Raw genomic sequence first — 16333 nt, 5'->3', positions numbered from 1 at the left:
GGACTGGCCGCAGGCGGGCGGCGACGCCGCGCATGCCGGCGGGCACCCGGCGCTCGGCAGCACGCTCAGCCGGGCCTGGAGCAGCAGCTTCGGCACCGGCAACGGCTATCGCCGCCGCCTCATCGCCGGGCCGGTCGCCGGTGGCGGCAGCGCCTATGTCTCCGATGCCTATGGCATCGTCTCGGCCTTCGACCTCGCCACGGGCGGGCGGCGCTGGCGCCGCGACAGCCGGCGCGACGAGGACGATGTGGGCACCGTCGGCGCCGGCGTGGCGCTGGATGGGGACACGCTCTACGTTTCGACCGGCCTGTCGGAACTGCTGGCGCTGAACGTGGCCGACGGCGCGGTGCGCTGGCGGGTGGACCTGCCGGCGCCTGCGCGCGGCGCACCCTCGGTCGCCGACGGGCGCATCTACGTGGCGACCGTCGCGAGCCATCTCGCCTGCCTCTCGACCGAGGACGGGCGCCGCCTCTGGCTGCACCGGGCCACCCCGACCACGACCATCCCGCTCGGCCTCGGCACCCCGGCCGTGGAGGGGGACACGGTGGTGGCCGGCTTCCCCTCCGGCGAACTCTTCGCCCTGCGCGCCGCCGACGGGCGGGTGATGTGGAGCGAAAGCCTCGCCGCCGCAGGCACGGGCGCGCTGTCGGACATCGCCGGCGTGCGCGCGAGCCCGGTCCTGACCGGCGGCCGCGCCATCGCCGTCGGCGTCGGCGGGCTGACGATCTGCGTGGATGTGCGCTCCGGCCGTCGCCTCTGGGAACAGGAGGCGGGCGGCACAGAATCCGTCTGGGCGGCCGGCGACTGGGTGTTCATGTCCAACGATGCCGGCCAGGTGGCGGCACTCGGGCGCGACAGCGGGCAGGTGCGCTGGGCCTTCTCCCTGCGGCCGGAGCCGCGCGGCAACCGGCCGGCCGAGCGCGTCAGCCTCTCCGCCCCGGTGCTGGCGGGCGGGCGGCTGCTGGTCGGCACGAGCCGGTCGGAACTGGTGGCGCTCGACCCCGCCAACGGCAGCGTGGCGAACCGCGTGCCGATGCCGGCCGGGCTGAGCCTGCAGCCGATCGTCGCCGGCAACCTGCTGCTGGCCGCGACCGACGACGCGACGCTGCTCGCCCTGGCCGGCGGCGGCTGAACCAGCACCCCATGACCCCCACCGTCGTCATCCTCGGCCGGCCGAACGTCGGCAAGTCCACGCTGTTCAACCGGCTGGCGCAGCGGAAGATCGCCATCGTGGACGACCGTCCGGGCGTCACGCGCGACCGCAAGGAGGCGCCTGCGCGCATCGCCGGGCACGACGTGACCCTGGTGGACACCGCCGGGCTCGAGGAAGCGCCGCCCGATACCGTGGCGGGCCGCATGCGCGCGAGTTCCGAGGCCGCGCTGCGCGCCGCCGACCTGGTGCTCTTCGTCGTCGATGTGCGGTCGGGGCTGACGCCCTCCGACCGCGCCTTCGCCGCTTGGTTGCGCCGTTCCTCGCTGCCCGTCCTGCTGATCGCCAACAAGGCCGAAGGCCGGGGCGGCGCAGCGGCGGCGATGGAGGCCTTCGAGCTCGGCCTCGGCGACCCGATCGCCGTCAGCGCGGAGCACAACGAAGGCCTGGGCGTGCTGCACGAGGCAGTGGCCGAGGCGCTGGGCGAGCCCCGGGACGAGGAGGAGGACGAGCCGGCGGCCGACGACCCCGAACGCCCGCTGCGCCTTGCCATCGTGGGCCGCCCCAATGCCGGCAAGTCCACCCTGCTCAATGCGCTGCTCGGCGAGGAGCGCATGATCACCGGCCCCGAGCCCGGCCTCACGCGCGACGCCATCGCGGTGGAATGGCGGGACGGCACGGGCGGGCGCGTGCGCCTGGTGGACACCGCCGGCATGCGCAAGAAGGCGCGGATCGAGGATCGGCTCGAGCAGATGTCGGTCGCCGCGACCCTCGGCGCGCTGAAGGAGGCCGAGGTCGTCGTGCTGGTGGTCGATGCGCTGCTCGGCATGGACGAGCAGGACCTGCGCATCGCGCGCCTTGCCGAGCGCGAAGGCCGCGCCGTCGTGATCGCCTTCAACAAATGGGACGCCGTCGAGGACCGCGAGGCGACGCGGCGGCGGCTCACCGATGTGCTGACCGCCTCCCTCGCGCAGTTGAAGGGCATCTCCGTCGTGCCGCTCGCCGCCCTGACGGGGCGCGGGGTGGACCGGCTGATGCCGGCCGTGCGCGCGGCCTATGCGCTGTGGAATCGCCGGATCACGACCGGGGAACTCAACCGCTGGTTCGAGGCGGCATTGACGCGCCATCCGCCGCCGGCAGTCGACGGCAGGCGGGTGAAGCTGCGCTACGCCACCATGCCCAAGGCACGGCCGCCGACCATCGCCGTGTTCGGCACCAGGGCCGAGGAACTGCCCGAGGATTACCGTCGCTACCTGGTGAACGCCTTCCGCGAGGCTTTCGCCATGCCCGGCGTGCCGATCCGGCTGCAGTTGCGCGGCACGCGGAATCCCTACGCGGAGGAGTGACCGCGCGGAATGGCTTGCCCCGACGCTCTGGTTGAAAGACAAGGGTAACAGGCCCCGGCTCGCCGGGCCGCGACCGGCGCGTGCGGGGCGCACCGGGCAAGACGGGAAGCCGATGCGATGATCTGGTCTCCGAGCCGGAAGTTCTGCTTCGTCCACATCTCGAAGACCGGCGGCACATCCGTCGAGGAAGCCTACGCGCCGCACCTCCGCTTCGGCGACGTCATCCTCTCCGCCCACCAGGGAGGGGTGAACTTCTGGTACGGGAAGCATCTGTCGGTCGGCAAGCATACCCCCGCGCGGCGCGCCCGCCTGCTGGCCGGCCGCGCCAACTACGAGCGGATGCTCTCGGTCGCGATCCTGCGCGACCCGCTCGACCGCATGATCTCCTACTACCGCTGGATCCACAGCCATGAGCATCGCGGCCCGCGCGAAAGCGAACTGCGCGGGATCGTGGAATTCGAGCCCTTCGCCGAAAAGGTCAGCACCTTCTTCCTCCGCCAGGTGGACATGGTGACCGACCCGCAGACCGGGGAGGTGATCGTGAAGCACCTGATCCCCTTCCGCCGCCTCTCGGAAGGCTGGGCGGGCGTCGCGGCGCGCCTCGGCATCGATGCGCCGCTGCCGCACGTCAACGCCTCCGCGGCGCGCGTGAAGGTCGAGGTGCCGGAGAGCGCCCGGGCGATGATCGGCGAGACCTTCGCCCGCGACGCGGAACTGGTGGCGGCGGCGGAACGCGACTTCACGCCCCTCTCCGCGGAACCGGCCACGGCGGCACCGGCCGCGAAGGAGACAGCCGGGGAACGCGCCGCCTGATGATCTGGTCGCCGAGCCGCAATTTCTGTTTCGTCCACGTGCCCAAGACCGGCGGCACGGCGATCGAGCAGGCCTACAAGCCGCACCTGCGCTTCGGCGACGTGGTGCTGGCCGCCTGGCGGATCAGCCTCGACAACTGGTACGAGGAGCATCTGAGCCTCGGCAAGCACGCGCATGCCTCGCGCATCGCGGGGCACATGGGCCATGAGCGGTTCCGCCACGTGCTGTCCTTCGCGATCCTGCGCGACCCGCTCGACCGGATGGTTTCCTACTACCGCTGGATCCGCAGCTACCAGCACCCCGGCGAGATCGAGCGGGAATTGCAGGTGCACGAGACCTTCGACGACTTCGTCGGGCCAGCCTGCGAACGCCTCGCGCCACAGGCGGACCTGGTCTGCGATCCGGCTTCGGGGATGCCAATGGTGACGGTGCTCGCGCCCTATCCGCATATCGCGGAGGCGTGGCGCCTGATCTCCCGGCGGCTGGGGATCGAGGCGCCGCTGCCGGTCGCCAATGCCTCCCGCTCCCTGCGGACGGAGGTCACGGATCGCGCACGGGACATCGTCGCCCGGCGTTACGCGCACGATGCGCTGCTCTATCGCCAGGCAACGGCGCGCTGGTCGGCCGAGCACGCCCCCGCCCCCGCGCGGGCCGGGGCTTGAGCGACACCCCACGCCCTGCCGCGCCGAACCACGCGCCCGGCCCGCGGTCGTGCCGCTTCACCCGATTCCAGGAGGACATGGCGTGACCGCCACCGAACACGACCCGGCGCGAATGACCGACGCGCTGGAGCGGCTGGAGGCGCGCCTTGCCGCGCTCGAGACCGGCATCGTCCAGCGCCTGGCGAAGATCGAGGCGGCGGTGGAGCAGGCCGGGCGGCGCCGGGGCTACTACCTCGGTGACCATACCGCGCTGTCGGTGATGGAGAACGGGCAGATGCTGCTGGTGGACACGCGCTCGCGCGATATCGCGATGCGCGTGCTCGCCACCGGGCGCTGGGAGCACAACGAGACCACGGCCTTCTCCCGCCTGATCCGGCCGGGCGACACGGTGTTCGACGTCGGCGCCAACCACGGCGTCTTCGCGCTGCTCGCCGGGCCGCGCTGCCGGCCGGGCGGGCAGGTCCACGCCTTCGAGCCGAACCCGGACCTCGCGCGGCTGATCACCATGTCCACCTGGCTCAACGGGCTGCAGCACCTTGTGAAGGTGCACACGCTGGCTGCCTCCGACGCCGAGGGCGAGGCGGTGCTGACCGCGAGCGAGGCCTATTCCGGCGGCGGCTCCCTGCGCCAGCGACGGGCGGCCGCCGGCTTCGCCGGCAGCGAGTTCCGCAGCATCGCCTGCCGCACCGTGCGGCTGGACGGGATGTTCCCCGACCCCACCTTCCGCATCGACGTGATGAAGATCGATGTCGAGGGCTTCGAGGGCCGCGTCCTGCGGGGCATGCCGAAGCTGCTGGAACGCTCGCCGGGCCTGCGCATAGTGATGGAATTCGGCCCGCAGATGATGAAGGAGGCCGGGGTTCCGGCCACCGAGGTGGCGGCCATGCTGCAGGGCCTCGGCTTCTCCGCCTGGGGGATCGGACCCGGCGGGGCACTCACGCCGATGGGCTGGGACGCGCTGGCGGAGAAGACGCAGGGTTTGCAGAACCTGGTGGTGGCGCGCGAGCGGCCCTACTGACCGCTGCGCGACGCGCTTCCTGGAGCGGTTTGCGTTGGCATGGTCGATGCCAGCCACTCCGGCCATTCGTTGTGGCGCGCAGTTTCGCCGGATCGGGCGCGCCCGCCCGATCGGGGCCTGATCCAGATCGGTGTCCGTTCGCCTGGGCTCGCGAACACCGCTTCAGGTCTTTGTTCTTGCGAGCATCTTCACCCGATCAGGTGATTCCACCTGATCGGGATGTTCTCTAGCTCACCACGATCTGCATCGGCTCCACGCGCTTCTGGCCCGTGGTGTCGGCGCGCAGGAACACGCGTGCGGGGGCCGAGAAATCCGTCTTGCCCGCGTGGCTGATCAGGTGGTCCCCCGGATTTCCGGTGGGCGCCCCCTTGTTGCCGTCCGCGTGGTGCTCGACCCAGTCGTTGGCGAAGATGTCGCAGATGCCGCCATTGGCGACGAACTCCACATAGGCGCCCTGCGCCCCGGGCCGGCCGATCGAAAGATCGTAGCAACTCACCGGCCCGGTGAAGCGAAGCTCGCGGGCGATCGCCCCGATCTCCGCGGCGACTTCCTGCGCGCCCGGCATGCCCATGGAATAGGTGCCGCCGGCACCGAGCTTGGCCCCGACATACACGTTCAGCCCATGGCCCGCCCCGGCCGCGTGGCCGTTCACGAAGGCCGCGAACTTCCGTGCGTCGCGGTCGATCTTCAGCGGCCCGTAGCCGGTCGCCTGGTGGAAACCGAAGAGGCCTGTCGTCGTCTGGTAGACGATCGCACGGCACGCGCTGATGCTCGGGAAGCCGATCCGGTCCGCGGCGTAGCCGAACTCATATTCGCCGAGAAGGATCAGACCGGTGGCAAAGGGCATGCGCATGTCTCCTGGCCGCGTGGGCGCCGCACGGACGAATCGGGCCCGTGCGGCGGAAAGCCTAGAGCAGATCCCGATCAGGTGGACTCACCTGATCGGGTGAAGATGCTCGCAAGAACAAAGGCCTGGAGCGGTGTTCGTGAGCCGTGGCGAACGGAAACCGCTCTAGCGCTGCGACCAGGGCGTACGCTGCCACAGGTTGCGATAATTCTCCTGCAGCCCCCGCAGGCGGGTGAACCAGGCCGAGCCTTCCTCGTAGCGCGGTTCCGTGAAGCGGCTCTGGAGGATGCGGACGAAGTCCGGGTCCTTCACCACGTCGCCCATCGCCTCGCGCAGTTTCGCCAGGACGGCGGGCGGCGTTCCGGCGGGCGCGACGAGGCCGCGCTCGGAGGCCATCTCGATGTCGAAGCCGAGTTCCTTGAGTGTCGGCACGTCCGGGCGGAAATGGCTGCGCGCCGCGCCGGCCATGGCAAGCGTGCGCAGCTTGTCTCGGTTGGCCGAGACGGGGCCGAGGTTGAGGCCCATCGAATCCACCTGCCGGCCGAGCACTGCGGCAAGCAATTGCGGGTCGCCCTGGAAGACGACATGGGTGAAGCGCGTGCCCGTCGCGGCCTGGAGCAGCACGAGTTGCAGGTGGTCGTCCGTCCCGACGCCGGGCGAGGCGTAGGTGACCGCCTCCGGCCGCGCCCGCGCCGCGGCGATGAAGTCGGCCATCGTGCGGTAGGCGCTGTCCTCGTGCACCGTGATCGCTGTCGGGTCGGTGACGATGTTGGCGATACCGGCGAAATCGTCGAGCTTGTATTGTGCTTGGCGCTCGATCGGGATGGTCAGCAGCCCCGGCATGTTGGTGGTGCCGAGCACATGCCCGTCCGGCCGCGCGCGGGCGACCGAGGCAAGCGCGACTTCCCCACCCGCGCCCGGACGGTTCACCACCACCACCGATCCGCCGATGCGCCTTTCCAGCAGGGGCGCGGCAGCGCGCGCATCGAGGTCGGTGGCGCCGCCGGCGACGAAGCCGACGGCGATCTCGACCGGGCGTTCGGGCCAGCGGTTGGCCTGCGCCAGCGCCGGCGCGATCCCCGGCGCGGCGAGCGAGGCGCCCGCCGCGGCCAGCAATGTCCTTCTTGTCGTTGTCATGTGGTCCTCCCTTCGTTGCTGTCGATCCAGGCCATCAGGCGGCGAAGGCCTTCCTCCATCTCCACCTGCGGCTTCCAGCCGATGGCCTGGAAAGCCTCCTCGTGCGCGATGCGGAAGGCGCCGCCAGAGGTCAGGCGCACCTTGCCCGGCGTGTCGCCGACGAACTCCGGCTCGACGTCGCTGCCCGCGAGCTTCGTGACCATGCGCACGAGTTCGAGCGTGGTCACCGGCCTGGGGCCGGAGGTATTCACCGCGACGTCGGTGGCATTCGCCTCGAAGGCCATGCGGTTGGCGCGCGCGAGGTCGCCGACATAGACGAAGTGCTTGGTCTCGGACCCGTCGCCGTAGACCTGCGGGCGTTCGCCCTTCTTCACCTTGTCCCAGGTCTCGATGATGTAGAGCGCATTCGCCGCGCGGTAGTGCTGGCGCTCGCCATAGACGGTCGAGTAGCGCAGCACGACGTAGTCGAGGCCGAAGCGGCGCTTGGCGTCGCGGCAGAGCTGCTCGCCGATGATCTTCGTCGCGCCGTACAGGATCGCCGCCGGCGGCGCGCCGACCGAATGGAAGGGCGTGGTTTCCACAAGGTCGCCCTTCACCCCCGGCCCATAGCCATAGACGGCGTTCGACGATGCGAAGACCACCTTCTTCACGCCATTGGCGCGGGCCGCTTCCAGTGCGTTCTGCACCCCGCGGATGTTCACATCCAGCCCGCCCCAGGGGTCGCGGTCCATGTTCAGCGTCATGTAGGCGGCGAGCAGCAGCGCGCCGTGGCAGCCTTCCATGGCGCGCAGCAGGTCCGGCAGGCGCATGACGTCGCCGCGCACGGTCTTGAGGCGCGGATTGTCCTTGATGTGCGCGATGGCCGCTTCCGAGCCCATCGAGAAATTGTCGAAGAGCACGACCTCGGAGGCGCCGGCATCGAGCAGCTCGGCGGCGGTGGCGGAACCGACGAGGCTCGCGCCCCCGACGATGATGAACTTGTGGCCAGCAACAGGCACGGCGGCAGTCATGCGCTTGAGATCCCTCTCGGACGTGTTTGCGGCGGGAATGATCGCGCGGGACCGGCGATCCGGCTACCCTCCCGCTCGGGGGTCGCGGAGCGGGAAACCTGCGCGGAGATCGAAATGGTCGGGAACGCCCATCGCATCCTGTTGGCGCTGGCGGCGATCGCGGGGTTGCGGGCGGGGCCGGCAGGGGCGTCGATTCCGCCTCCGCCGGGCCTGGAGGCCGATCTCTGCCCTGAGACCAGATCCGCCGCCGAGGATTGCGTCTTCGGCTTCGGCCCCGAGCGCCGCTTGCGGGTGCCGTGGTCCGTGTTCACGGATCCGCGGTGGGGGCAACAGGACGATCCGCGGATCTCGACCTATGGGCAGCGCTACCGCATCGCGACCTGGCCTCGTGGTTACTGCCGCCCTTGGGATGCCTGCGCGCCGGAGGTCGGCGCGAGCGGGCGGCGCGAAGCCCTGCTGGGCAGGCACCCCTTCATCTTCGAAAGTTGGACGCTGCGGGGGGCCTTGCTGCCCGACGGCCAGGTCCTGCACGTCGCCGCGGCCGCACCGTCCGAGGAGGCGGCCGACCGGACCGCCGGGCGGGTGCGGTTTTCGCTGTTGGTCAGCACGCGGGCCGAACAATTCGAAACGCGAGGCGCCACGGCCCCTACCTCGACGCTGATCGTCCGCGGCCGGCCCGTCGCGTTGTGGCGGGATTGCCGGCCTCGCCTTCCGGACGGTACGTCATGCCTGCTGACCGGCAACAACCATGGCGTGTACTTCCGCATCGCATGGATCGACCGCGATGACATCGGTTCCGAGGCGATGTTCGCCGCGGCCGCCAACCTCTTCGACCGCTACGTGATCGAAGGCGAGCGCATCGGGCCGTGAATCAGGCTGCCCGCGCCTGCAGCGCCGCGAGTTCCTCGAGGAACCGCGCCGCCGCCACGTCCGGCGCCCAGGGCCGCCAGGGCGGGTCCCCGTAGCGCACGGCGAGCGGGTCCTTCCCCATCGGCGCGGCACGGATGCCCAGCGTCTCGCGCACCTCCTGCGCCGTCCAGCCGACGACGTGCACGGCCTCGGCCGCCGCGACGGCGACATCGACCGACTTGTGGGCGCGCTTCTCCTCCGCCGTCCAGGCCGGCAGGCGGTAGCGCGCGGCGATCACCGCCAGCAGCCGCGCCTGGAGTTCCGCGAAGCCCGGGCCGAGGAAGGGCTTCAAGGGTGAGATGCAGTCGAAGTTGATCAGCCCCTCATCCGCGTCGTGCAGCAGTTCGCGAAGTTCCTGCGGTGGCGTGAGGCGGTGGCGCGTGCGGCTGCGGCGCAGCGCCAGCACCGTGAGCGAGTGCTGCGCGACCGACAGCGGCTCCGGCCAGGCGGAATGCCCGCCCCAGCGGAAGGTGCGCGAGAGGCCAACGGCCAGGTCCTGATCGGTCCAATCGAGGGGTGTCGGGGACAGCAGGTCGAGCCGTCGCCCCGAGGGCAGCCGCACCCAGGCACGGTCGGCCATCAGCGAGCCCCGGGATGGGCGGATGCGCGGGGGCCGCTCCCCGTCGCTCGCCCGGACCGAGGCGCGCCGCACGCATCCCTGCCGAAATACTGCCTCACGCCCATGCCCCGCATGACCGGCTGGAGCCTAGAGGGCCGCCCGACGCCGGTGCAACGCCGCCCTTACATCCCGTCCGAGGGGATCACCGCATTCGCCAGCACCAGCAGCACGACCGCCAGCGGCAGGCAGGCGGCCAGGCCGATCCAGGCGAAGGACAGCGCGCCGGTCACGCCACCGACGGCAAAGCAACCCAACAACCCGCCCAGCAGCCGCATCTTCGCCCGGTCGGCTCGCACCATCTCCCCGGATGCGGCGTCGCCGTCGCGGTTCCAGTAGAACAGCTTGCCGATCTCGATCCCGAGGTCGGTGACGATGCCGGTGACGTGCGTCGTCCTCATGCGCGCGCCCGAAATCTTCGTGATCGTGGCGTTCTGCACCCCCATCAGGAAACACAGCAGCGGCACGACCGGGACGGCGACGATATGGCTGTCGAGCAGCGCGCCCATCAGGCCGAAGGCGAGCAGCAGCGCCGCCTCGACCAGTAGCGGCAGGGCGAAGCGGCTGCGCCAGCCGAGGCGCCGGCCGAGATTGATCAGCCAGGCGGAATGGGCCGCACCGGCCATGAAGGAAAGCAGCGCGACCAGCCCCGCCGCCGCGAGCGTCCCCATGCCCAGCGCCGCATGGTCCGCCATTGCCGAGACGATGCCGGACATGTGCGAGGTGTAGTGCCCGACCACCATGAAGCCGCCGGCATTGATGGCCCCGGCCACGAAGGTCAGCGTGAGGCCGAGTTGCGCCTCGGTCGCCTCGGCGCACAGCAGACGCTGCGCGGCGGTCCGCCAACGCCGCCCGCTTTCGGATGCAGTCCCTTGCATGGACCCATTAGACGCGATCGCGCCGCCCGCGCCGAGACGCGCCGGACGCATGGCCGCCTCCGCCAGGGCGGATGCCATGCGTCCGCGCGGCGGGGTCAGTAGGTGGCGAAGATGCGCCCGAGGTCCGTCACGCCGGCGGCGAGCGCCAGGGCGAGCAGGATGCGCGCCTTCTGCGGCGTCAGGTTGTCGGCGGTGACGAAGCCCGACTTCGTCCCCTTGGTGGTCTTCGCCGCCCGGCCCGAGCCGGCGCGACTTGACGTCACCACCACGACGCCCTGCTTCACCGCCGCCTCCATGGAGGCCGCCATGGCAGGCGTCACGAATCCCGGCGCGAAGCCGGCCGTCACGATGCCCTTCGCCCCCGCGGCGACGAAGGCATCGATCGCCGCGCCGTCCGCGCCGGCATAGGCATAGGCCACGTCCACCCGCGGCAGCGCATCGAGCCCGCGCACGTCGAACTCGGTATCCGGCGCAAGGCGGCGCAGCGGTTTGCGATACCACGCGATCTCGTCCGCATCGGCATGGCCGAGGCAGCCGAAATCCGGCGTGCGGAAGGTCTGCATCCGCAGCGTCGAGGTCTTGGTCACTTCGCGCGCCGCCTGGATCTCGTCGTTCAGCAGCACCAGCGCGCCGAGGCCGCGCGCGCGCGGGTCGGCGGCGACACGCACGGCGTTGACCAGGTTCATCGGCCCGTCGCCGGCCAGTGCGCTCGCCGGCCGCTGCGCGCCGAGCAGCACCACCGGCACCGGGACCTTCAGCGTCAGCGAGAGGAAATACGCCGTCTCCTCCAGCGTCGCCGTGCCGTGCGTGACGGCGATGCCGGCGAGGTCGGGATGCTCCGCCACCAGGCGGTCGCAGATCAGCAGCAGCTCCTTCCACTCCGGCCAGCCGAGCGCGGTGGACGGAATGGCGCGGAAAGGCACCGGAATCACGTCGGCGACCAGCGCCAGTTCCGGCACCCGCGCGATCACGCCGTTGACGTCCAGAACCTGGCCCGTCGCGCCGTAGTCGATCAGGTCGAGCGGCCCGCGCCCGACCGAGGAGATCGTCCCGCCCGTGCCGATGACGGCGACCTTCGGCCTTGGTCCGGCCGGCCGGTTCACGTCTCCGGGCTCCGCCCTCCGGCGATCCGACGGCGCGCTCATGCCGCCGACTTCCCCGCTGCGCCGATGCGCAGCCGCTCGATCACATGGTCCACGATCATCACATCCCCGACGATGTTCCAGAAGGAGAGCGAGCGAGGCGTCGTGCTCCGCATCGCTGTTCGCCGCGTTGCATTCGGCAACCATGGTGGTGCGGACGCCAGCACCGGCCTCAGCCGCGGCGATCGACCACCGCGGTGGTCAGGCGCGAGACGCAGGCGAGCCTGCCGTCCGCGCGGTGGATCTCGGTCTGCCACACCTGCGTCGTGCGCCCGAGATGCAGCGGGCGGCACATGGCGCTCACCGTCTCCCCCTTCGGCACGGAGGCGATGTGGTTCGCATTGACCTCGAGCCCGACGGCGACGCGACCGTCCTCCAGCGTGAGATTGCTCGCCATGCTGCCGAGCGTCTCGGCGAGCACCACCGAGGCGCCACCGTGCAGGATCCCGAAGGGCTGCGCGTGGCGCTCGTCCACCGGCATCTCCGCGCGGATGAAGTCGGCCCCGACCTCGAGGATGCGGATGCCGAAGAGCCCGGGCAGGGAGCCGGCGAATCGGGCCTCGATCCCCGCAACTTCCGCCGGTCGTCGCCAAATGCTCATCGAATCCCTCCCGTTCGGTTCCCGGCCGGCAGTCTGCCGTGCCGCGGCGCACCGCGCGAGTGCCGCCGGCATGCATCCCAAGGTTGACGCGCCGGGGTGCGACAGGAATAGTTTTCCGTGATCCAGGAATACCTTGGTCACGGACCTGCCCGTTGCGTGACCCACAAGGAAGCCCGGTTATGACCGGGCGCGGGGAACGCGACAGGGCGGGATTGGGGGCGGAGCAGCATACGGGCTCAAAATGGGCCACGAATGGATGGTGGTGCTGTGCACGTTTTGCTGGACGTCTCCCGGTTTCTTGCGTGTGGTCGCCGCAGGGCCCCCTCCGGGATCGACCGTGTCGAGGCGGCCTATGCGCGGCACTGGCTCGCGGCCCCGCCCGGCGCCGTCACCTTCGTCGCGCGCGGCCCGCGTGGCGGCTATGCCGCGGTTCCCCGCGGTATCGTCCTGGACCTGGCCGCGCAGCTCGACGCCGCCTGGACGGGTGGTCCCGATGCCCCGGCGGCGCGGCGGGCCGCCCGCCGCACGGGCCTGATCGCCCTCGCCCGCCTGACCCTCGGCCGCGGTCGCGGCGACCTCACGAAGGTCATGGCCCGGGAACGCCGCACCCTCTTCCTGCTGGTTTCGCACCGGCTGATGGAACAGCCCGAGCCGATCGAGGACCTGCGCCGCGCCGGCGCCGCCTTCATCCCGCTCGTGCATGACCTGATCCCGGCGACGCACCCCGAATACGCACGCCCCGGCGTGGCGATGCAGCACCTGCAGCGGCTCGCGACCGTCGCCGCGCTCGCGGATGGGATCATCGTGAACTCCGCCGCGACCGCCGCCGTTGTCCGCCCGCATTTGGTCCACCAGGCCCCGCCCCTGCTGGTGGCGCGGCTTGGCATCGAGCAGGTGACGCCGGCCCCGCTGCCGCAGGAGGTCGGCCAGAGGCCCTACTTCGTCGTCATCGGCACCATCGAGCCGCGCAAGAACCACCTGTTGCTGCTGCACCTCTGGCGCGACTTCGCGGCCAAGTGGGGCTCGGGCGCGCCGCGGCTCATCCTGGTCGGCCGGCGGGGGTGGGAAAACGAGAACGTACTCGACCTGCTCGAGCGCTGCACCTTGCTGCGCGGCCTGGTCGAGGAAGCGGGCTCGCTGCCCGACCCGGAGGTGGCGGCGCTGCTCGCCGGCAGCCGCGCGTTGCTCTTCCCCTCCTTCGTCGAGGGCTACGGCCTGCCGCTCGCCGAGGCGCTGGCCGCCGGCGCGCCGGCCATCTGCTCCGACCTGCCCGCGCTGCGGGAGGTCGGCGGCGACGTGCCTGAATACCTGGACCCGCTGGACGGCGCCGGCTGGCGGCGCATGATCCTCGACTACGCCGTGCCGGACAGCCGCGCCCGCGCCGCGCAATTCACCCGCCTGCGCGGCTGGACCGCCCCGAGGTGGGACGAACACTTTGCCGCCGTGGACGGCCTGTTGGAGCAGGTCGCCGCCCGCAACGCGCCCGCGACCGCCACGGCGCGCCGCACCGAACCCGCGGCCGCGCATGCCGCCGAGCCACTCGCCACCCGGCAGCTCGGCCTGCGATGAGCACGCCCCTGCCCCGCCCTGCCCGCGCCCGGACCGGCAGATGAGCACGCTGCGTCGCAACGGCCGGCGACCGGAGAGGCCCGAGCGCCTGCCCGGCGACGGCATCGCCATCGTCGGCGCCGCCTGCCACCTGCCGGGCGCGCCGGACCTCGACACCTTCTGGACGCTGCTCGCGGAAGGGCGGGACGCCGTCACCTCCATCCCGCCCGAACGCTTCGACCAGGCGCGCTGGCTGCATCCGCGCAAGAGCGAGGCCGGCCGCACCTACACCTTCGCCGCCGGCACCATCGGCGACGCGGCGGGCTTCGACGCCCAGGCCTTCGGCCTTTCCCCGCGCGAGGCGGCGGAAATGGACCCCCAGCAGCGCGTGCTGCTGGAAGTCGCGGCGGAAGCCTTCGAGGACGCCGGCTGGCCGGGCGAAAGGCTCGCCGGACGGAACATCGCGGTCTTCGTCGGCGGGTCCTCCACCGACTATGCGGAACTCAGGCTCGCGGATCCCTCGGCGGCCGATCGCTTCTTCATGACGGGCAATGCCCTGTCGATCCTGTCGAACAGGATCGGCAACGTCTTCGACCTGCGCGGGCCGGCGCAGACGGTGGACACCGCCTGCTCGTCCTCCTTGGTCGCGCTGCACCTGGCGGTGCGCGCGCTGCGGGACGACCCGTCGCTGGAGGCGGCGGTGGTGGGCGGCGTGTCGATGCTGCTCTCGCCCTATTCCTTCATCGGCTTCTCGCGCGCGGGAATGCTCTCCCCCACCGGGCGCTGCCAGGCCTTCGACGCGGCGGCGGACGGCTACGTGCGCGCCGAGGGCGCGGGCGTGGTGGTGCTGAAGCGGCTCGCCGACGCCATCGCGGACGGGGACGCGATCCGCGCCGTGCTGCTGGGCACGGGGGCGAATGCGGCGGGGCGGACGATCGGGCTCTCCCTGCCCAACCGCAATGCGCAGGCGGCGCTGATGGAGCGCGTCATCGCGTGCTCCGGCATCGCGCCCGAACGCTTCCTCGCCTTCGAGGCGCACGGCACCGGCACGCGCGTCGGCGACCCGGCGGAGACCTGGGCGATCGGCACCACCATCGCGCAGCGCCGCGCGGCGCCGCTGCCGATCGGCTCGGTGAAGACCAATATCGGGCACCTCGAAGCCGCCTCCGGCATGGCGGGGCTTCTGAAGGCGATGCTGATGCTGGAGAAGGGCGCCATCCCGCCCTCGCTCCATTTCCGCGAACCGAACCCCGAGATCGACTTCGCCGGGCTGAACATCGCGGTGCAGACGCGGCTCGCGCCCGCGCCGGTCGCGGCGGACAGCGTGGTCGGCGTGAACTCCTTCGGCTTCGGCGGCACCAATGCGACCGTGCTGGTCGGCCGCGCGCCGGAGACGAAGCCGCGCGCGGCAGCGGCCGGACGCAGCATGCCGCCGCTGGTGCTCTCCGCGCGCTCCGAGGCGGCGCTCACCCTACTGGCGCAACGCTGGCGGGAACGGCTGGACGGCGCCGACGCGGCGGAGACCGCCGCGCTCGCCCGCGGCGTGGCGCGGCACCGGGATCTCGCGACGCATCGCCTGGTGCTGCGCGGGGAGGACGGCGCGACCCTCGCCGCCACCATCGACGCCTGGGCCACGGGTGAAAAGCCCGCCAGTGCCGAGCAGGGCCAGGCCGTGCGCGGCGCCCTGGCCTACGTCTTCTCCGGCAACGGAGCGCAATACGCGGGCATGGCACAGGAGGCGCTACGCCATTCCGCCCCCTTCCGCGCGGCGGTGAAGCAGGCCGATGCCGTGCTGGCGCCGCTGCTGGGCTGGTCTCCGCTCGCCGTGTTGAAGCGCGGCGTGACGGCGGAAGCACTCACTGGCACGGATATCGCGCAGCCGCTGCTGTTTGCCGTGCAGGTCGGCGTGGTCGGCGCGCTGGCGGCGCAGGGCATCCGCCCGGCCATGGCGCTCGGCCATTCGGTGGGCGAGGTCGCCGCCGCCTGGTGCAGCGGCATCCTGACGCTCGAACAGGCCGCGCGGCTGATCGTCGCGCGCAGCGGCCACCAGCACGCGACCAGGGGCACGGGGCGGATGGCGGCGATCGGCGCCTCGCCCGAGGCGCTCGCGCTGCTGCTGGAGGCCTGCGGGCCGGGGCTCGAGATCGCGGCGGTGAACGGGCCTTCCGCCGTCACCGTCGCCGGGCCCGCCGAGGCCATCGCGCGGCTCTGCCCGGCGGCGGAGCAGGCGCGCTTCTCCGCCGTGCCGCTCGACCTCGACTACGCCTTCCACGCCGCGGCGATGGAGCCGGTGCGGGACGGGCTGCTGCGCGACCTCGCCGCGCTGGCGCCGCAAGCCGGCACCATGCCGATGGTCTCGACCGTGACCGGCGCGACGCTGCCGGGCGAGGAGGCCGGCGCCGCCTACTGGTGGCGCAACCTGCGCGAGCCGGTGCGCTTCCGCGACGCGGCGCGCGAGGCGGGACGCATGGGCGTGCGGCTGTTCCTCGAGATCGGGCCCTCCCCCGTCCTGCAATCCTACCTGCGCGAGAGCCTGCGGGAGGACACGGGCGAGGCGGCGGTGCTCGCCAGCCTGTCGCGCCGCGACCCGCCGGGCGATCCCTTCCCCGCCGTCATCGACCGCGCCATCGCGCGCGGCGCCGACCCGCGCGGCGGC

General features: G+C 71.9%; 15 protein-coding genes. 8 read left to right on the top strand and 7 right to left on the bottom strand.

Annotation, left to right across the window (positions count from 1 at the left end):
- From GXW76_RS21690 to GXW76_RS21670, 5 genes are all read left to right on the top strand, one after another.
- On the top strand, positions 1 to 1132 hold a 1132-nt coding region (locus GXW76_RS21690), incomplete at its 5' end, for an outer membrane protein assembly factor BamB family protein (RefSeq protein ID WP_211864198.1).
- 11 nt (positions 1133 to 1143) lie between these two features.
- A complete protein-coding gene (gene der / locus GXW76_RS21685) occupies positions 1144 to 2496 on the top strand; it encodes a ribosome biogenesis GTPase Der (RefSeq protein ID WP_211864197.1) in 1353 nt (450 codons plus the stop codon).
- Between the two features lie 117 nt (positions 2497 to 2613).
- On the top strand, positions 2614 to 3309 hold the full coding sequence (locus tag GXW76_RS21680; RefSeq protein ID WP_211864196.1) for a sulfotransferase family 2 domain-containing protein: 696 nt from the start codon (positions 2614 to 2616) through the stop codon (positions 3307 to 3309).
- Complete coding sequence (locus tag GXW76_RS21675) at positions 3309 to 3971, top strand: sulfotransferase family 2 domain-containing protein (protein ID WP_211864195.1); 663 nt, start codon at positions 3309 to 3311, stop codon at positions 3969 to 3971. Before GXW76_RS21680 ends, GXW76_RS21675 begins: the two co-directional genes overlap by 1 nt.
- Before the next feature lie 82 nt (positions 3972 to 4053).
- Positions 4054 to 4989, top strand: coding sequence for an FkbM family methyltransferase (locus tag GXW76_RS21670; RefSeq protein ID WP_211864194.1), 936 nt, complete (start codon positions 4054 to 4056; stop codon positions 4987 to 4989).
- Positions 4990 to 5215: 226 nt separating this feature from the next.
- On the opposite strand, the gene GXW76_RS21665 is transcribed toward GXW76_RS21670, so the two are convergent.
- The 3 genes from GXW76_RS21665 to GXW76_RS21655 all read right to left on the bottom strand — a co-directional run bounded on the left by GXW76_RS21665 (position 5216) and on the right by GXW76_RS21655 (position 7983).
- The gene (locus tag GXW76_RS21665) at positions 5216 to 5836 is read right to left on the bottom strand and encodes a hypothetical protein (protein ID WP_211864193.1); all 621 of its coding nucleotides are present in this window, start codon (positions 5834 to 5836) and stop codon (positions 5216 to 5218) included.
- Positions 5837 to 6001: 165 nt separating this feature from the next.
- Positions 6002 to 6973, bottom strand: a complete 972-nt coding sequence (locus GXW76_RS21660; protein WP_211864192.1) for a tripartite tricarboxylate transporter substrate binding protein — start codon at positions 6971 to 6973, stop codon at positions 6002 to 6004.
- Positions 6970 to 7983, bottom strand: a complete 1014-nt coding sequence (locus tag GXW76_RS21655; RefSeq protein ID WP_211864191.1) for an NAD-dependent epimerase/dehydratase family protein — start codon at positions 7981 to 7983, stop codon at positions 6970 to 6972. The genes GXW76_RS21660 and GXW76_RS21655 overlap by 4 nt, the downstream gene beginning before the upstream one ends.
- Positions 7984 to 8124: 141 nt before the next feature.
- Here GXW76_RS21655 and GXW76_RS21650 point away from each other — a divergent pair, with 141 nt between their 5' ends.
- Positions 8125 to 8853, top strand: a complete 729-nt coding sequence (locus GXW76_RS21650; RefSeq protein WP_211864190.1) for a hypothetical protein — start codon at positions 8125 to 8127, stop codon at positions 8851 to 8853.
- A 1-nt stretch (position 8854) separates the two neighbouring features.
- Here GXW76_RS21650 and GXW76_RS21645 read toward each other — a convergent pair whose 3' ends face one another.
- The 4 genes from GXW76_RS21645 to GXW76_RS21630 all read right to left on the bottom strand — a co-directional run bounded on the left by GXW76_RS21645 (position 8855) and on the right by GXW76_RS21630 (position 12129).
- Entirely contained in the window at positions 8855 to 9472 is a 618-nt protein-coding gene (locus GXW76_RS21645; RefSeq protein WP_211864189.1) for an HD family hydrolase, read from the bottom strand.
- Positions 9473 to 9633: 161 nt separating this feature from the next.
- Positions 9634 to 10386: a YoaK family protein gene (locus GXW76_RS21640; RefSeq protein ID WP_211864188.1), complete on the bottom strand. Its 753-nt coding sequence runs from the start codon at positions 10384 to 10386 to the stop codon at positions 9634 to 9636.
- A gap of 95 nt (positions 10387 to 10481) precedes the next feature.
- Positions 10482 to 11531 carry an asparaginase gene (locus GXW76_RS21635; RefSeq protein ID WP_211864187.1) on the bottom strand — a complete coding sequence of 350 codons (1050 nt, stop codon included), beginning with the start codon at positions 11529 to 11531 and terminating at the stop codon, positions 10482 to 10484.
- Positions 11532 to 11700: 169 nt separating this feature from the next.
- Positions 11701 to 12129: a hotdog fold thioesterase gene (locus GXW76_RS21630; protein WP_211864186.1), complete on the bottom strand. Its 429-nt coding sequence runs from the start codon at positions 12127 to 12129 to the stop codon at positions 11701 to 11703.
- A gap of 267 nt (positions 12130 to 12396) precedes the next feature.
- On the opposite strand from GXW76_RS21630, the gene GXW76_RS21625 reads away from it, so the two are divergent.
- Both GXW76_RS21625 and GXW76_RS21620 read left to right on the top strand, forming a co-directional pair.
- On the top strand, positions 12397 to 13698 hold the full coding sequence (locus GXW76_RS21625; protein WP_211864185.1) for a glycosyltransferase: 1302 nt from the start codon (positions 12397 to 12399) through the stop codon (positions 13696 to 13698).
- Between the two features lie 40 nt (positions 13699 to 13738).
- A partial coding sequence (locus GXW76_RS21620) for a type I polyketide synthase (RefSeq protein WP_211864184.1) occupies positions 13739 to 16333 on the top strand: 2595 nt, incomplete at its 3' end.

The organism is Neoroseomonas soli (assembly GCF_018129065.1).
GTDB classification, from domain to species: domain Bacteria; phylum Pseudomonadota; class Alphaproteobacteria; order Acetobacterales; family Acetobacteraceae; genus Neoroseomonas; species Neoroseomonas soli.
The sequence above is the reverse complement of the archived record's forward strand: the minus strand, read 5'-3'. Positions and strand labels throughout refer to the sequence as shown.